A 16,863-nucleotide genomic window follows, 5' to 3' on the forward strand; every position below is an offset into this window, starting at 1 on the left:
TAACAAAAAGAGTAAGGGAATGCAAAATTACCTCCCCTACACTAATTGTTAATCAGTTATCAGAAATTACCAGCTTACGCTTCATCCAAAGCTGCAATACCAGGTAAAACCTTACCTTCTAACAACTCCAAACTAGCACCACCACCAGTAGAAATGTGGCTCATTTGATCAGCCAAACCTACCTTTTCCACAGCCGCTACAGAGTCACCACCACCGATAATAGTAGTTGTGCCGGTTTTACCAATTTCTGCTAAAGTATGTGCGATCGCCTCAGTACCCGCAGCAAATTTATCAAACTCGAACACACCCATCGGACCATTCCAAATCACAGTCTTACAGTCAGCCAAAGCCGCTTGGAAAACCTTCACAGAGTCAGGCCCAATATCTAAACCCATACCATCAGCAGGGATATTTTCAATGCTGACAGTAGTAGCATTGGCATCAGGAGCAAACTTATCAGCGGAAACGATATCTGTAGGTAACAACAAAGCCACACCACGTTCCTTCGCCTTAGCTTCCAAAGCCTTAGCCAACTCTAACTTATCTTCTTCTACCAAAGACTTACCAACACTCAAACCACGGGCTTTGTAAAATGTGAAAATCATCCCACCACCGATGATTAACTTGTCACACTTTTCTAATAAGGTTTCAATTACACCAATTTTACTAGAAACCTTAGAACCACCGATAATAGCCGCCAAAGGACGTTTTGGTGCTTCAATTGCACTTTGTAAATATTGCAATTCCTTCTCAACCAAATAACCAGCTACAGAAGGTTTCAGGAACTTAGTCACACCTTCCGTAGAAGCATGAGCGCGGTGAGCAGTACCGAAAGCATCATTAACATAAAAATCAGCATTTGCAGCTAATTTCTTGGCAAACTCAGGATCGTTCTTTTCTTCTTCAGCATAGAAGCGCACATTTTCTAGTAACAGCACCTGGCCATTTTGCAAAGCTGCAACCTTAGCAGCGACATCATCACCGATACAGTCATCGGTTTTGACAACTTCTTGTCCCAACAATTCAGAAAGGCGTTTAGCAACAGGAGTTAAACGTAACTTATCTTTAACTTCCCCTTTGGGACGGCCAAAATGACTTGCTAGAATGACCTTAGCTCCCTTCTGCGTCAAATCTTTCATCGTTGGCAGAGCCGCCCGAATCCGAGTATCGTCTGTAATATTGCCTTGATCATCCATAGGCACGTTAAAGTCTACCCGTACCAAGGCACGTTTGCCAGATACATCTGCCGCAGATAGATTTGCTAAACTTTTTTTCGACACAGATAAAACCTCCTGATTATCTTTTTGTTATCTTTTTGAAAGTATCTCCATCAAGATTTTACCGGAGTGCGGGGTGTCCCAGTGAGATTATGTTTAAAACAGTTTTATTTCCAATTGATCAAAGTCGTGAAGCACGGGAAGCTGCTGACCTAGTTACCAAGGTAGTGCAACAGTGCAATAGTCGTCTGGTCTTGCTTTCTGTCGTCGAAGAACCAACGCCAGATGGGGATAATGGTACTCCTATGGTTTCCCCAGAAGCAGTAGCTAAACTTCTGGAAAATGCTCAGGCTTTATTTTCCCAGCAAGGTATCACTGCTGAAGTGATAGAAAAACAGGGTAAACCTGCTTTTACTATCTGTGATGTAGCTGATGAAGTAGGTGCAGATGTAATTATTATGGGTTGTCGTGGCTTAGGTTTGACTGATGATGGTGCAAACGATAGTGTGACAAACCGGGTAATTAATCTTTCACCTTGTCCTGTATTGGTTGTTCCGTAATTGGTGATTGGTGATTGGTGATTGGTGATTGGGAAAAATAACTTAATGACCCATAACCAATGACTAAATAGGGCTGACTGTCCGCGTAGCGTGCCGTCAGGCATATAAATCTCAAAACATTACAGGTAAACGGTTTTAGCCATTGTGACTTTCAAAAAGTGCCAGCTTTTATGAGGAGGGAACTCGAAAACCTTGCATTTAATTCCTGCTTCAAGGAAAAATTGTTCCCATCCAAATCTTGAAACTGTCACCTGTCACCTGTCACCTGTCACCTGTCTTATTGACTGGTCTCCAGTAACTAGCCACTAAAGCTACCATCAACCACCAGATAGTGTTAATTTCTGGACGATACCAAACAGTATCCACCAAACCGTGGGCAAGCATACCTAATAAAGCTGCGATCGCCCCAATTATCCACAAACCCTCTAAATTTCTCAATTCCCTTAACCGCTGCATTTGTGTAAATGCTGTATTAAAGGTGATAAACACTAACCACAAAAAACAACCTAAACCCACAAAACCCATTTCTACCGCTACTTCTAAGAAAATAGAATAGGCACTCAAAGCTGTATATTTTGGTTGTTGGTAAAGGGGGTAAATTTTATTAAAAGAATTGTGTCCAGGGCCAATACCGATAATTGGGCGATCGCCTATCATCTTAAATACCGCATCCCAAACATTACGCCGAAAATTATTACTACTGTCTTGACGATCTGCAAAAATACTCATTACCCGTAGACGCACAGGTTCTACAAAAATTATAGCCAGTAGTAATACACCAATTAAACTACCTGCCATAATTACCAGCGACCAAGTACGCCAAAAGGGGTTAAAATCCACACTCCACCAATAAACTAACAGCATTGCAGCCGCTAAAAGTGCTACTACCAAACCAATCCACCCACCTCGGCTATAAGTCAGCACCAAACAAGCAGTATTGACAAAAAACATTGTTAGTGATAAGGCTTTTCTGATCCACCCCTGCCAAGCAAAAATGGCTACCAAACTTAAAGCCACAGCGGCTATCAGATAACCTGCTAGTAAATTGGGATTACCTAAATAGCTGTAAACCCTGGTAGTTTTGGATAAAGGAGATTCTGGATCAACCCAAGTTGCCAAAGCGTCAGCGCCAAAAAACCATTGTCTAATGCCATAAACGCTGACAATTAGCGATATATGTAAATAAACAGTAATTAACCAAGAACGAAAACGAGAAAACCTTAATACCCTCGCACATACAAAAAAAAGTAGTATGTATAGTGATAAAACCGCTAAATCCTTCAGAGCCGCCGATTTTACAGGAGATAAAGCCGTTGCGACAGCAGCGACCAACCAGTAGAGTAATACCAAAAAATGAATAGGAGTAACAAAGGGTACATTTACAGCAGCTGTATCATCACACAAAGTCAGTAAAAACCAGAATCCTATAGTAGCCACCAACAAAACCAGTATGAGACTACTGGAAGCAAAAGGAGCAAAACCATAGACAAGACTCAGGAGTAAGGCTGCTATTGTATCTCCCCACTGCATTAAAATACTGCTTTGTCGCCAAGGCTTTAAAATTCCTACTACTAATCTATGTAGATAACTACCTTCTAGATATTCTTTCAGCGGTAAAGAGGATAAAGTTAATCTTTCCCAAACTAAGTTCATAAAAAATTCTGTTACCAACTAATGCCTAATTTACTTAACTCGGACTTGATGATCATCTTGGTTGTTATCAACTTAATACAAAAATGATATCCAAAATTAACAGTTAATCATGTCCGATGTCTAGAATTAGGTAGATTGGTCAATGTAGAGACTTTTAATATAACGTCTCTACAATTTCTAGTAGATATGCTTAGAGAACTCCACAAAAAAGATGATCCAATCTTGTGGGATGGGCATCTTGCCCGTCCTTGTATTATTAGCGGGCAAGATGCCCGCACCACAAGAAATTTTGGGATATTTTTTTAATTGGCAGTCTCTTAATGAATATTATCACCAGTATTTACAGCTTGTAATGGTAAAGAAACCAGATAGCGGTATCCTGACTGTGCTGAACCTTGCAGAGAAATTTCTCCCCCATGAAGTTCAGCTAGTTGACAGCTAAGTAATAAACCTAGTTTTTCACGAGACATATTAGCACAACTACTACTGAAATTATGATCTAAACCATTATTATCAACTGCAAATTCTTCTTTGGAGAAATTTGGGGAAATCTCCACAACACTTCCTTCCCGATGATTATTTTCTTGGGGATTAAATTGTTTTGAGTTCTCAAAAATATTCCCAATTAACAAAGAATCAACGGGTAAATAAGAATCCATTTCCGATATCACTTCTCCTAACCAGGGATGAGACACCCAAATAGTCATGCACAGGTTGTTTTCTTTATAAGAAATATGAACATGAACAATACTGCCCGTGGGAGAAAGTTGTACCATGCTATATAATAGATGATAAACAATTTGTTTTACCTTATCTTTATCCAAAGACCAAAGACGATTATGTCCTGGTTCTACAGATAGACGAATATCCTGCTCACGACGAGTAGCTACTTCTGATAGAGTTTTGATAGCTTGTTGACAAAGCATTTCAATATCTACAGAACTAAGATTGACTGAATTTGAATTGGTTGTTAATGTCCCTAGTTCGTTGATTTCATTGACTAGAGAAAGTAAGTATTTTCCACTATGTTGGATAATCTCTAGATATTCTCGCTGTTTACTGGTTAAAGGCCCATAAATTTCCCGTCCGAGAACACTTGTCATTCCCAGTACAGATGTTAAAGGTGTACGTAACTCCTGGGTTAATTTGTCTAAGAGTTCTAATTTTAATTGCTGACTAGAATTAGTTCCTGCATTAATCACAGGTGGCGCAAATTTCAAATGAATTTCTTTCTCTTCCTGTAGTGGTAAATGGGGAATACTATTAGTGGAAAAACTACTCGTTGGACTTTTCAGAGATTGATTTTGCAAAAATCTGTTGCGCTCAAATTCACTCATGCTCCAACGCGCAATAATTTGCAAAAAAGCCATTTCTTGTTCTGTAAAATGGCGTGGATTACGTTCCATTACTGCTAACGTACCTAAACACCACCCGTTTACATCTATCAGTGGTACGCCTAAGTAGGAACGAATACCATATTTTTTTACTAACTTACTATTACATATCAGAGGATCTGTGGTTGTATTAGTATCATTAATAACTAATATTTGAGAACTTTCTACCACTTGAGAGCAAAAAGAATCCCGACGTAATAATTGCCGTTTCTGAGCTAAATCATTCATCAGTCCTAATCTTGATAAACCTACTGATGATGTAAACCAGTGATTTTCCTGATCTATAAATCCCAAAATAGAAATTTCTGCCGTTAGAAAATGAGCCGCAGTTTGAGTAGCTTCTTCAAATACAGGAATTGTTTCTGATTGTCGCAAACCCAATTCTGACAATACTTGAATCCGTTGCTGCTCTTTGGTTTCTAAATAATTCCAACCATCATCAGGGATAAATAATTGGTTTTTAGGTTCTATCATTACCATTGATACCTTAATAGTTCTTAGATAGTATAAGTTTTGTAATCACTGGAATGGGATTACTATTTCCTATTTTTTAGGATTCCCCAATTTCATCATTGATTAACAATTTTGAACTTTTTTTTGCCTTGAGCAATTTTTGTCTAAACATAAACTAGAGGATGAAATTTAGTAGCATTTTTTTTAATAACATCCGTAAATTAAGGGATATAATAAAAATACTGGTAATTGGTTTTGATAAAAATTTCAGAATTTTTACTGTGGTTTTGAACTCAAAAAAGTTCTGAGTTCAGAATTTCTGGTTTTTTAGGGGTTATAGGTAAATATTATCACTTTTGATCAAAAATTATTTATGTTACTTTTCATTAAGTATATTGCTTTTCTGACAATTTTTTTCAAATTAAAGGTGTGTATAAAATGGAGAAGGTATTATATTTTATAAGGTATTCCCAAATTCCCAATTACACCGAGTGAGAACTTAAATGACTATTAAAGTTCCTTTTGTAGACCTAAATTTACAGCATCTACCGATTCAATCTCAGCTACAAGCAGCAATTCAAGATGTAGTCACCAAAGGAGACTTTATTTTAGGACAAGCTGTATCCGAATTTGAAGGGGCTTTTGCCGCAGCATCTGGGACAAAATATGGAATTGGTGTAGCTTCTGGCACAGATGCGATCGCCCTGGGTTTACAAGCTTGTAGCATCGGTGCTGGGGATGAGGTCATCTTACCATCTAATACTTTCATTGCCACTTTAATTGGTGTAGTCAATGCCGGAGCTAAACCAATCTTAGTAGATTGTCATCCGCAAACAGCCCTAATTGATTTAGAAGCAGCTGCTAAAGCAATTACACCACAAACCAAAGCCATCATTCCCGTACATCTCTATGGGCAAATGGTATCACCCAGTCAATTATTAGACTTTGCAAATACTTATAAAATCTTGATTTTTGAGGATGCGGCCCAAGCACATTTAGCAGAAAAAGAAGGATATACAGCCGGTTCAATAGGTTTAGCAGCTGCCTTTAGTTTTTACCCCAGTAAGAATTTAGGAGCTTTTGGGGATGGGGGAATTGTCCTCACTTCAGATGCCAATGTAGCTAAAAAAATGCGGAGTTTACGAAACTATGGTTCATCTCAAAAGTATGTACACATAGAACCGGGAACTAATAGCCGCCTCGATACCTTACAAGCAGCAGTATTAAACCAAAAATTACCTTACATATCTCAGTGGAATAGCGATCGCCTAACCATTGCTCAGATGTATGATAGAGAACTAGCACCTTTAGCCTCTGCTGGTATTTTGCCCATGGAAAACCAAAGTGGTACAGGACACATATATCATCTTTATGTGATTAAAATTGATGATTCTTGCCATCTGGAACGTCAACAAATACAAGAAAAATTAATGGTAGCGGGAATTCAAACCGGCATACATTATCCCATTCCTTGTCATCTCCAACCTGCTTTTACTTACTTAGGTTATCAACCAGGAGATTTTCCCCAAGCCGAAAAACTATCTCAACAAATATTATCCCTACCTATGTATCCCGGTTTAACCGCAAGCCAAATCACAGAAGTTATCAATGCTATGAGTTCAATTATTAAGGATAGCAAAAATTAATTTCAGATCACACAATTACTCCGATAAAATCAGTAATTTTCGATCACAACCTAGAATTTAAAATTAAATTATGACAACTCAACAACCAATTCAAAACCGTAACCCAGCCCTACTCCTTAATATAGGCATCTTAAGTATTTTAACCTTACTTTATGCTCCCATCTTGCTACATTGGGTAGATGGTTGGCTACACAAAACCATCAGTATAGAACATGAGTATTTCAGTCACGGAATGATTGGTTTACCATTCGCTGGTTACTTAGCTTGGATAAATCGAAAACAATGGCAACGTCTGCCCAACGTAACCAATCCTGTCAGCATTGGCTTATTTGTCATAGGTGCAATTTTCTATCTCAGTGGTGTAGCTGAATGGGTTAATCTTTCCTTACCAATAATTCTATCAGGACTATGTTTGTACTTTAAAGGTATACCAGGCTTAAAATTGCAAGGATTTTCTCTGCTATTGGTATTTTTAGCCACGCCAACAGCACTACCTTATTTGATAGCTCCCTATACTTTTCCTCTACAAAGCTTTATTGCCAGTACAGCAGCCTTCATCTTGAACCAGTTTGATATGAAAGTTGTCGTAGATGGCATTAATTTATATGTAGGGGGACGGATAGTAGAAGTAGCACCCTATTGTGCAGGATTGAAAATGTTATTTACTACCCTTTACGTCGGATTAATATTACTACATTGGACAGAATCCTTATCTTCACGTCGTGTAACTTGGAGTTTTTTAACTATTGCCGCAGTGATCAGCGTTACTGCTAATATCATTCGTAATACCTTATTGACCTTGTTTCACGGTACAGGCCAAGAAGGAGCTTTTACTTGGTTACATGACAGTTGGGGTGGCGATGTTTATTCTGGGTGTATGCTTTTGTTACTCATACCATTACTTAATTGGCTCAATAGTAGTTTTACACAAACATCACCAATGCAATTAGAAGAAGAAGTAAACAGCAACGACTAAACTCCTGTAGTTGCAACCTGTTAAAAAAGCAAATATTCACTCACCTTATTTAGCAAAATTATGACAATATGTGAGATATCTTACTAATGTTTTCTTTATCTAAACACTTTAAATCAAAGCCAATTAGTCAAGTAGTTTTACTAATACTATTACTGATACTGCTCATCATAGGAGCGGTACCCGGATATTTGACCGGAAAGTGGCAATGGAAACAACCACCGCCAATTAGTAATCTGAAGGAATTGAGAAACATCCTGAAAGTAGGATTGAATATCCCTGGATGGCAAACTATTCAACAGTCAGAATCAAAAATTGGAGAACATAAATGGTCAGTACAAATTCTGCAAGAACAGGACTCATCTGTTGAAGCCATACTATTGTTATTGCCACAAAATGGATCAAGAGATCAACCAGAAGTGGAATGGACAGATATTAGCGGCTGGGCTAAATTTCGCTGGGGAGGCTGGGATATAGCTCAAGATCGGACTGTAGAATTTACGTTAGACTCTGTCTCTGAAAAGAATACAAATTTGACCCAGAAAGTTAAGGCGAAATTTTTTCGCGCCACAACAAAACAAAAAACTTTCGCCGTCTTACAATGGTACGCAATGCCAAATGGTGGCACTTCATCATCTTTACACTGGTTTGCAGTGGATCAATTAGCACAATGGCAAAAAAAACGTGTTCCTTGGATGGCAGTGAGTATTATGATACCAATGGAATCCTTCGGGCAAGCGGAAACATCTTTGCCAAAACTTGAGTCCCTGGGTAAAAAAGTACAATTTGCTCTGATGTCTACAGTATTATAAATTGTTTGATTTTATATCTAGAGAATAATGTTTATAGTATCCAATTCTCATAAATGTGGACTTGTTACCGTAATTTTTATTACCTGGCAGGTAAGTATTATTTCGATAACATCCATTCGACCTGTGGTTGCACAAACCTTACCATCCTTAGAACCATCCTCACAGAAAATTATCTTACCTCCTCACAATTCTGAATTTATCAATCCTAATAGGAACAAAGAGATTGAAAATGAAGAGATTAAAAATAAAAACATTTCCCCAGATTTTAACAGTTATCTTTTAGACATAGGAGATGGACTCAGTGTTATTGTTCAGCCTCTTCCTGGGTTATATAGGTTAGGAATTGGAGATTCTATTGGTGTTGCAGTACAAAGATTTCCAGATTTGAGTTTCCAAGCATCAATCAACCCAGAAGGTAATATTATTGTCCCACTACTAGGGGCGATATCTTTAAATGGCTTGACCTTAAAAGAAGCAGAAGATAAAATTCGCGCTGGCTTAAATCGTTATGTTATCGATCCCATCATATATTTATCCTTAACAGGGCGAAGACCTAACTTGAGTTTTCAAGCTCCTATAAATCAAGATGGCAATATCATCATTCCCCAAATAGGTCAACTGTACGTCAAAGGTCTGAGTGTAGAAGAGGCGGAAATAAAAATTCGCTCGGCTTTAAGTGCAATTACAAGTGATCCTGTAGTGGTTTCTTTAGCACAAATGCGACCAGTTCAGATTACTATCAGCGGAGAAGTGTTTCGTCCAGGAATTTATTCTGCGGGTACTGCTATGCCCAGAGTAACTGACATATTACCTCTTGCGGGTGGTTCCACATTAAATGCAGACCTCCGCAAAGTACAAATTCGTCGTCAGTTAGGTGATGGTTCTATAGTTTCACAAAATGTGGATTTATATGCTGCCTTACAAAGTGGTGGCACTCCTCCCAACTTACGCCTACAAGATGGTGATGCCGTAATTGTCCAACGTCGTGAACCTGGTACTGATGATGGTTATGACCGGAATTTAATTGCACGGTCAACTTTAGCAGTACCCCAGATTAAAGTGAGAGTCTTAAACTATGCAGCTGGAGGAATTGGTACTCAATCACTCCCCAATGGTAGTACATTCCTAGATGTGCTGGGAAATGTTCCTCTGAATACGGCTAACTTGCGAGATATTGCTTTAGTTCGCTTTGATCCAGAACAAGGTAAAGCTGTGACTCAAAGACTAGATGCTAAAAAGGCTCTAGCTGGCGATGCTTCCCAAAATGTTACACTCCAAGATAATGATGTCATTGTTGTTGGGAGAAATCTTGTTGGTAAATTGACTACTTTATTCAATACCATTACTCAACCTTTCTTTAATGTACAGTCGTTTATCCGCTTTTTTGAAAACTTTGGTAACGGCTTATTTGGGGGTAATTCAAATCGGTAAATTCTGGTCAAAAAATCAGTTAGACATCACCGATATCATTAGGCATAATCATATTTTGTAAATACTTTTTCCTGATTACTAATAACTAATAAAATAAATACTATGGCACCACCAATTGTTAAAAAATATCTGATTGCCTTTGAAAAGTATAAATGGATTGGAATAGCTAGTTTTGTATTAGTATTATCTGGCGCAACTGTAGTAGCTTTACAACCAGAACCAGAAGATGTATTCATGATAGAAGGTGCTTTACGCTATAACATTCCACCTGTTGCCTTCTCGAAAACAGCAAGTGACATTCAGCAACAAGGACAACAACTAACAGAACAAACTCTACTATCAGAACCAGTGATCAGAAAAGTAGTAGATACAGTACGAGTCAAGCCAGATATGTCCAAAATAAAAATTGTCATGCCTAAGTATGATAGTAAAAGTGGGCAATTAATTAATCCTTTAATGATGGTTTACTATCAAGATAGTGATCCGAAGAGAGGCAAGCAATTTCTGGATGAATTGATGAAACAAATGGTGATATTAAGCCGTGAAATTAACACTGGCCGCTTAAATGCTATTATTAAAAAAATAGATGAACTCTTACCAAATGCAAAGAAAGAACTTCAATTAGCAGAAAATAGATTAGAACAATATGATCGTCGGGAAATGCCAGTTATCTTAGCAGCAGAAAATGGTAGTTTGCTAAGTGGAATTAGTAGTAGTCAAAATCAACAAAGAGCTATCAAACTGACTATTTCTGGCATTAATGCTCAGATCCGCTCTTTAGAAGATAAATTGGGTTTAACAGTAGGACAGGCCTATGTTTCTTCAGCTTTGAGTGCTGATCCTATTATCGGTAACTTGCGATCGCAGATTTACCAAGTAGAGACGCAAATAGCTACACTTCGTAAAGATTTACGTCCTGAACATCCCACCATGATTCAATTACAGCGTCAGAAAGAAGCATCAGAAGAACTGCTACAAGAACGCGCTGCGGAAGTATTGGGTGGGGGTGGTATGGCTGCACCTTTACGAGGTAATGTCACGGGTATTCGTACCCAAAGTAGTTTAGACCCCACACGACAAGCACTAGCAAACCAAATGGTGGCTTTGCAAACCCAACTAGAAACCTTGGAGCAACAACTAAAACAGCAAATTGAACAAGAGACTCAATTGCGGCAAGAATACGCTCTCATCCCTAACAAGCAATTGGAGCGATCGCGCTTAGAACAAGAGTTAGGACTCAAAAAAGCCATCCATGATCAAATGCAAGCCAAACTGATAGATGCAAAGGCAGCAGAAGCAGAAACTGTTGGTAGTCTAAACTTAGCTAAAGAAGCAATTCCCAGCGCTGTACCCAACAAACCCAAGAGTTTACCTGTTACCTTGGCTATCGGTGGTGTCTTGGGTATTGCAATTGGCGGTGGTGTCATATTCTTATTAGGTTCATTAGAAGGTACTTTCAAGACCAGAGAAGATATCCGCGAAAGCCTCAAACAGCGGGATGTATTGCTACTGGGAGAATTGCCTTTAATACCAGTTGATGATTTAGAACCAGACACCCTACCAGTGTTACTTTCTCCCAATTCTCCTTACTTGGAGTTTTATGAGAAGTTCCGTAGTAACTTGCGGAGGTTGGGTAGTACAGATGCTAAAGTAGTATTAATCACTAGCGTTGGTAGTAAAGAAGGTAAAACAGTTAGTGCTTACAATTTAGGTATAGCTTCAGCATTAGCTGGCAAAAGAACCCTAATTATTGAAGCAGATTTGCGATCAGCATCTCAAGCCTCATCCTTAAAAGTTACCCCTGATTCCTATGCTGCCATCGAACCCTTAATATATTATTCCACGTTAAGTGACTGTATTCATATAGTTCCTGATGTAGAAAACCTATACATTATCCCCAGCGCAGGCCCTGTAAATCAATCTGCTGCTGTCATAGAATCTATGGAAATTAGGTTGTTGATCGAAGATGCACGTCAACGTTACGATTTAGTAATTATAGACACAAATCCTTTAAGTATTTCCAATGATGCTCTACTCATGCAGCCTTACAGTGATGGTATTGTTTTAGTGACTCGGCCCAACTACACTCAAGAAAATATGTTAACAGAAGCCATTGATGAGTTAGTGGAAAATGAGCTAGGACTACTGGGTGCGATTATCAACGGTGCTGACATTGAAGTTCGCATACCTGCACGTTTTGAACCAATTCATCAGCCTGAACCTGAGATTACCTTAGAGGTTATTTCAGAAGCTGAAGATATATCCACTATTTTTGGCAAGAATTAGCCCTGTCTACCACGTAATTTTGGCGTTGCTGATTAAGAGTATGATTTTATTTCACGCAGAGTCGCAGAGAGTAAGAGTTTCATTTTTTTGATTTTTCAATTTCATACTTCAATTAAGCAACGCCGTAATTTTTAACTGCTGTAACCATTTCTTCATTCAACCAACTATAAAAATGAGGATATACAGGTAAACGTGGTACTAATTCCCATCCTGCTGTTTTTAAAATCTCCATCAGTTTGTGTTTCTGTAAATGAGGATAATCAGGGTTAACTTCATCTTTAGGACCGATTCCCCCTAAATCCCTAGCACCAGCATCTAAACAAGCTAGTAACCAATTGTCATCTGTTACCAAGTTAGGCGGAATTTGAATGGTAATCTCTGCGGGTAAAATATTCCGTGCTTTTTCGATGAGTTTTGGCAGTAGACGAGGATCAAAAGCTTCTGCATTCAAGGTTTGTAAATTTCCAGGACTGTGGGGTTGTAATATCACTTCTTGTATATGTTTATATTGTTTGTGCAAATCCGCAATAGCAGCTAAAGCTTGCCAGCAATCATCTTCAGTTTCTCCAATTCCCAAAAGTAAGCCGGTGGTGAAAGGAATCTGCAATTTTCCCGCCCATTCTAACTGTTGTAAACGCACATCAGGTAATTTACTGGGTGCATGAAAATGTACGGTATTCAACAATTTGGGTGTCAACTGTTCTAACATCAAACCCATCGAGACATTGACATTTTTTAACCTTTGCATTTCCGGAAAACTCAATGGCCCAGCATTGGTGTGGGGCAAAAATCCCATTGCTAAAGCTAAAACACACAAGTCATAAATCAGCTGAAACCAAGCTTCTCTTCTGGGTGATAAAGGATGAACCTCACCACTAAGAATGAGAATTTCACAGATACCTTGATTTTGAAGTCTTTGCAAAATACTCTCAGCTTCTAGAAGCGTTAACCATGGACTTTTACCAGGATCTGTCCGAAAATTGCAGTAGCTACACCTATTGAAACATTCATAAGTAGGCACAATAGTATAAGCAGGGCTGTAGGTAACAATATTTTGAGACATAGAATTCAGGATTGAGGAGTGATGGAAATATTATTTAACTTGTACTGTTTCCACTTCTCCTGTTGTCTTGCTCTTTTTTCCGCTGTCAAACTACCAATACAGTGAGGACAAGAAATACCTTCTTCATACTCAGGTGAAGATTTATCTGCTTCGGAAATGGGATGACCACAACCAAAGCATAACTCATAACTTCCTTCCTCCAAACCGTGACGCACTGCCACCCGTTCATCAAACACAAAACATTCTCCTTCCCACAAACTTTCTGCCTGGGGAACTGCTTCTAAATATTTGAGAATACCGCCTTTGAGATGATAAACTTGCTCAAAACCTTGAGCCAACATATAGGATGAGGCTTTTTCGCATCTAATACCACCAGTACAAAATAGGGCTACTTTTTTATGTTTGTTCGGGTCTAGATTTTTACTAATGTATTCAGGAAATTCTCGGAAAATCTGCGTTTGGGGATTTTCTGCTCTTTTGAAAGTACCAATACTGACTTCATAATCATTGCGGGTATCAATTACTTTCACCTCTGGATCAGAAATCAAATCATTCCATTCCTCAGCACTAACGTAAGTTCCCACCTTTTGATTAGGATCAACTTCCGGTATTCCCAATGTCACAATTTCTCTCTTTAACCGGACTTTCATTTTTTCAAATGGCGGTGTTTCGGTGTAGGATTCTTTATGCTCCAAGTCTGCTAACCTGGCATCACTACGGAGAAAACCCAAAACTGCATCAATTTCAGTCCGAGAACCAGCTATAGTTCCATTAACTCCTTCTTTTGCTAGTAAAATTGTGCCTTTAATGTTTTGCTGCTGACAAAAAGATAACAACGGTGCTTGCAGTTCTTGATAATCGGTTAAACTGACAAATTTATACAGTGCAGCTACTACAATATTTTCTGGGTTCATCTGTTTACAAAAAAAGCATAACAGGATATTATTTTATCAAAGTTTAAAATTAGCTCTTTTCTAACTAGAAAGAAACCTAATTTGATTTTGACTTTTGATTTTGACCTAAAAACGGGGGTTTAGCTCAGTTGGTAGAGCGCCTGCTTTGCAAGCAGGATGTCAGCGGTTCGAGTCCGCTAATCTCCATAATTTCACATCAATCACGTTTAAATACAACAGATAGATTGTTCGCTGGCATTTGGTAAATCTTGTGTAATGTCAGACTTTCAGTTTTTGCAACTTCTATCACATCCTCTAAATTACGCACTCCCCATTCTGGATTTTGTGACCGTAAAGAATCATCAAAATCAGCATTGCTAGGTGCGGTATGTTTTCCGTTTTGTTTATATGGGCCATATAAATAAAGGATGCCATCAGCGGGTAAAATACGCCTAGCTCCGGACATGAGTCCCAAACAGGCTGACCACGGGGAAATATGAATCATGTTAATGTTAATTATAGCGGTAATAGGCGAGTCTGTGATTTGTTCTTTTTCAACTGGCCACAATGGTAACTGAGCATCTAAATCTATCGGTGGGTAAAGATGATCACTTTTAAATTCTGCTGCCCAAGCTGTGATACTGTCTCTTAATAAGGGGTTTGGGTCAGAAGGTAGCCATTTTCGCGGTGCTAGATGGGGAGTAAAAAATACTGCGTGTTCTCCTGTTCCACTGGCTATTTCTAAGATTGTTCCTGCTTTTGGTAATACTTGTAAGAGTACATCTAAAATTGCGTTGCGGTTGCGTTGGGTTGCTGGTGCAAACTGTTTTTGTTCTGGGTTTGTGTTCATAGTTCTTTGGTTTTTATTGAACGCAGATAAACGCAGATAAACGCAGATGATTGAGGATAAGTAAAAGATCAATTAATGAATTTTATGATTCTGTGCAGGTTCACATAAAATTGTGATTAGTGCGATCGCTTTTTATTTACCTTGTTTTACTATATTACAGGAGAAAAATTTGCCTAAGTCTATTAATTCAACCCAACCACCATTAAAGTTTATTCCTCCACGTTTTAATCCTTTAATACTCAAGGTTATGTCTTTATTTCTACCTTTTATTTTGAGGGTAAGAACTAGACCTTGGCTACCTGCGGGGATTGTCAAAATTGAGGCTCAAAATGCTGAGGTATTAGCTAAATTATATCATGAGTTTCAAGGGGGAAAAATTCGGTTTTTAATTGCTTTTCGTCATCCAGAAGTAGAAGATCCTTTGTCAATGTTATATCTACTTTCTCGCATTGTTCCCCAGGTAGCAAGGGAAAAAGGGATTTCTTTACAATATCCTGTGCATAGTCATTTTATGTATGAAAGAGGAATGACTTTATGGGCAGGAAATTGGTTAGGATGGTTATTTTCTCGATGTGGTGGTGTACCTGTTCGCAGGGGAAGAAAGGTAGATAGAAATGCAATTCAAATGGCTAGAAATTTATTTGTAAATGCAAAAATACCCATTGCGATCGCCCCTGAAGGTGGTACAAATGGTCATAGTGGTATGGTTAGTCCTTTAGAACCTGGTGTGGCACAGATGGGTTTTTGGTGTGTGGAGGATTTACAAAAAGCTAACCGGACAGAAACTGTTTTTATTATCCCAGTTGCGATTAAATATAGTTATGTGATTCCACCTTGGCAAAAAATAGATTGGTTATTATCCAAATTAGAAGCTGATAGCGGTTTAGTAGGGGCAGAAATTAATCAAAGTGGGAAAAATAAGGAAGAAATTTTATATCAGCGAATTTTGCGATTAGCGGAATATTTAATTACGGAAATGGAGGAATTTTATCGTCGTTTTTATCATCAAGAGTTTACCGAGGTTATATCTCAAGATATCTCAGCTAATGAGCTATTAATTAATAGATTACACCGTTTAATGGATACGGCATTAACAATTACAGAAAAATATTTTAATGTCCAACCACAAGGTAATTTTATTGATAGATGTCGGCGGTTGGAAGAAGCAGGTTGGAATTATATTTATCGGGATGATATCAAAGATATTCATAGTCTACCACCTTTGAAACGTGGTTTAGCTGACTGGGTAGCAGAAGAAGCAGATTTACGAATGCAGCACATGAGAATAGCTGAAAGTTTTGTAGCGGTTACTGCTAATTATATTCAAGAAAAACCAACTGCTGATAGGTTTGCAGAAACGGTGTTATTAATGTTTGATATGTTATCTAGAATTAAAGATTCGACTTTACCGGGTAGGCCGCGTTTAGGTTTAAAACAGGCTATGATTACTGTGGGTGAACCAATTTCTGTAACGGAAAGATGGCAGGTTTGTCAGGGTAATAAACAGGCTTTTAGACAGGGAGTGAGTGATTTAACTCAGGATTTATTTGTAGCTTTGGAGAGATTAATTAAGGATTAAAATCACAGGACAAGACGCAAAGAAAAAGGTTTTATTCTGGGGTAGAAATCACT

At 38.4% G+C, this 16,863-nt stretch carries 13 protein-coding genes and 1 tRNA gene; 8 read left to right on the forward strand and 6 right to left on the reverse strand.

The annotated features are described in order from the left end of the window. Nucleotides 1-74: 74 nt before the first annotated feature. Entirely contained in the window at nucleotides 75-1,280 is a 1,206-nt protein-coding gene (locus WJM97_RS15025; RefSeq protein ID WP_353929601.1) for a phosphoglycerate kinase, read from the reverse strand. 89 nt (nucleotides 1,281-1,369) lie between these two features. Between WJM97_RS15025 and WJM97_RS15030 the strand changes: the two genes are divergently transcribed. After that, nucleotides 1,370-1,777 carry a universal stress protein gene (locus tag WJM97_RS15030; RefSeq protein WP_353929602.1) on the forward strand — a complete coding sequence of 136 codons (408 nt, stop codon included), beginning with the start codon at nucleotides 1,370-1,372 and terminating at the stop codon, nucleotides 1,775-1,777. A gap of 261 nt (nucleotides 1,778-2,038) precedes the next feature. Here WJM97_RS15030 and WJM97_RS15035 read toward each other — a convergent pair whose 3' ends face one another. Both WJM97_RS15035 and WJM97_RS15040 read right to left on the reverse strand, forming a co-directional pair. Further along, nucleotides 2,039-3,430, reverse strand: a complete 1,392-nt coding sequence (locus WJM97_RS15035) for an IctB family putative bicarbonate transporter (protein WP_353929603.1) — start codon at nucleotides 3,428-3,430, stop codon at nucleotides 2,039-2,041. Nucleotides 3,431-3,747: 317 nt separating this feature from the next. Further along, nucleotides 3,748-5,298: a GAF domain-containing sensor histidine kinase gene (locus WJM97_RS15040; RefSeq protein WP_353929604.1), complete on the reverse strand. Its 1,551-nt coding sequence runs from the start codon at nucleotides 5,296-5,298 to the stop codon at nucleotides 3,748-3,750. A gap of 482 nt (nucleotides 5,299-5,780) precedes the next feature. On the opposite strand from WJM97_RS15040, the gene WJM97_RS15045 reads away from it, so the two are divergent. From WJM97_RS15045 to WJM97_RS15065, 5 genes are all read left to right on the forward strand, one after another. After that, complete coding sequence (locus WJM97_RS15045) at nucleotides 5,781-6,923, forward strand: DegT/DnrJ/EryC1/StrS family aminotransferase (protein ID WP_353929605.1); 1,143 nt, start codon at nucleotides 5,781-5,783, stop codon at nucleotides 6,921-6,923. 70 nt (nucleotides 6,924-6,993) lie between these two features. Next, nucleotides 6,994-7,899, forward strand: a complete 906-nt coding sequence (gene crtB, locus WJM97_RS15050; protein ID WP_353929606.1) for a cyanoexosortase B — start codon at nucleotides 6,994-6,996, stop codon at nucleotides 7,897-7,899. An 86-nt stretch (nucleotides 7,900-7,985) separates the two neighbouring features. Next, on the forward strand, nucleotides 7,986-8,708 hold the full coding sequence (locus WJM97_RS15055; protein ID WP_353929607.1) for a cyanoexosortase B system-associated protein: 723 nt from the start codon (nucleotides 7,986-7,988) through the stop codon (nucleotides 8,706-8,708). 27 nt (nucleotides 8,709-8,735) lie between these two features. Next, nucleotides 8,736-10,139 carry a polysaccharide biosynthesis/export family protein gene (locus WJM97_RS15060; protein ID WP_353929608.1) on the forward strand — a complete coding sequence of 468 codons (1,404 nt, stop codon included), beginning with the start codon at nucleotides 8,736-8,738 and terminating at the stop codon, nucleotides 10,137-10,139. A gap of 102 nt (nucleotides 10,140-10,241) precedes the next feature. Then, nucleotides 10,242-12,425 (forward strand): polysaccharide biosynthesis tyrosine autokinase, encoded by a 2,184-nt coding sequence (locus tag WJM97_RS15065; protein ID WP_353929609.1) that lies wholly within the window; start codon nucleotides 10,242-10,244, stop codon nucleotides 12,423-12,425. A 112-nt stretch (nucleotides 12,426-12,537) separates the two neighbouring features. Here the strand turns inward: WJM97_RS15065 and cofG are convergent, their stop codons facing one another. After that, the gene (cofG, locus tag WJM97_RS15070; protein WP_353929610.1) at nucleotides 12,538-13,488 is read right to left on the reverse strand and encodes a 7,8-didemethyl-8-hydroxy-5-deazariboflavin synthase subunit CofG; all 951 of its coding nucleotides are present in this window, start codon (nucleotides 13,486-13,488) and stop codon (nucleotides 12,538-12,540) included. A gap of 5 nt (nucleotides 13,489-13,493) precedes the next feature. Continuing rightward, complete coding sequence (locus WJM97_RS15075) at nucleotides 13,494-14,402, reverse strand: rhodanese-related sulfurtransferase (protein WP_353929611.1); 909 nt, start codon at nucleotides 14,400-14,402, stop codon at nucleotides 13,494-13,496. Between the two features lie 113 nt (nucleotides 14,403-14,515). Between WJM97_RS15075 and WJM97_RS15080 the strand changes: the two genes are divergently transcribed. Further along, nucleotides 14,516-14,588: transfer RNA gene (locus WJM97_RS15080), tRNA-Ala, on the forward strand. Between the two features lie 10 nt (nucleotides 14,589-14,598). On the opposite strand, the gene WJM97_RS15085 is transcribed toward WJM97_RS15080, so the two are convergent. Next, nucleotides 14,599-15,231 (reverse strand): DUF938 domain-containing protein, encoded by a 633-nt coding sequence (locus tag WJM97_RS15085; RefSeq protein ID WP_353929612.1) that lies wholly within the window; start codon nucleotides 15,229-15,231, stop codon nucleotides 14,599-14,601. Nucleotides 15,232-15,400: 169 nt separating this feature from the next. On the opposite strand from WJM97_RS15085, the gene WJM97_RS15090 reads away from it, so the two are divergent. Further along, complete coding sequence (locus WJM97_RS15090; RefSeq protein WP_353929613.1) at nucleotides 15,401-16,810, forward strand: 1-acyl-sn-glycerol-3-phosphate acyltransferase; 1,410 nt, start codon at nucleotides 15,401-15,403, stop codon at nucleotides 16,808-16,810. Nucleotides 16,811-16,863: the final 53 nt, after the last annotated feature.

Origin of the sequence: Okeanomitos corallinicola TIOX110 (assembly GCF_038050375.1) — a bacterium.
In the GTDB taxonomy this organism is placed as follows: Bacteria; Cyanobacteriota; Cyanobacteriia; order Cyanobacteriales; family Nostocaceae; genus Okeanomitos; species Okeanomitos corallinicola.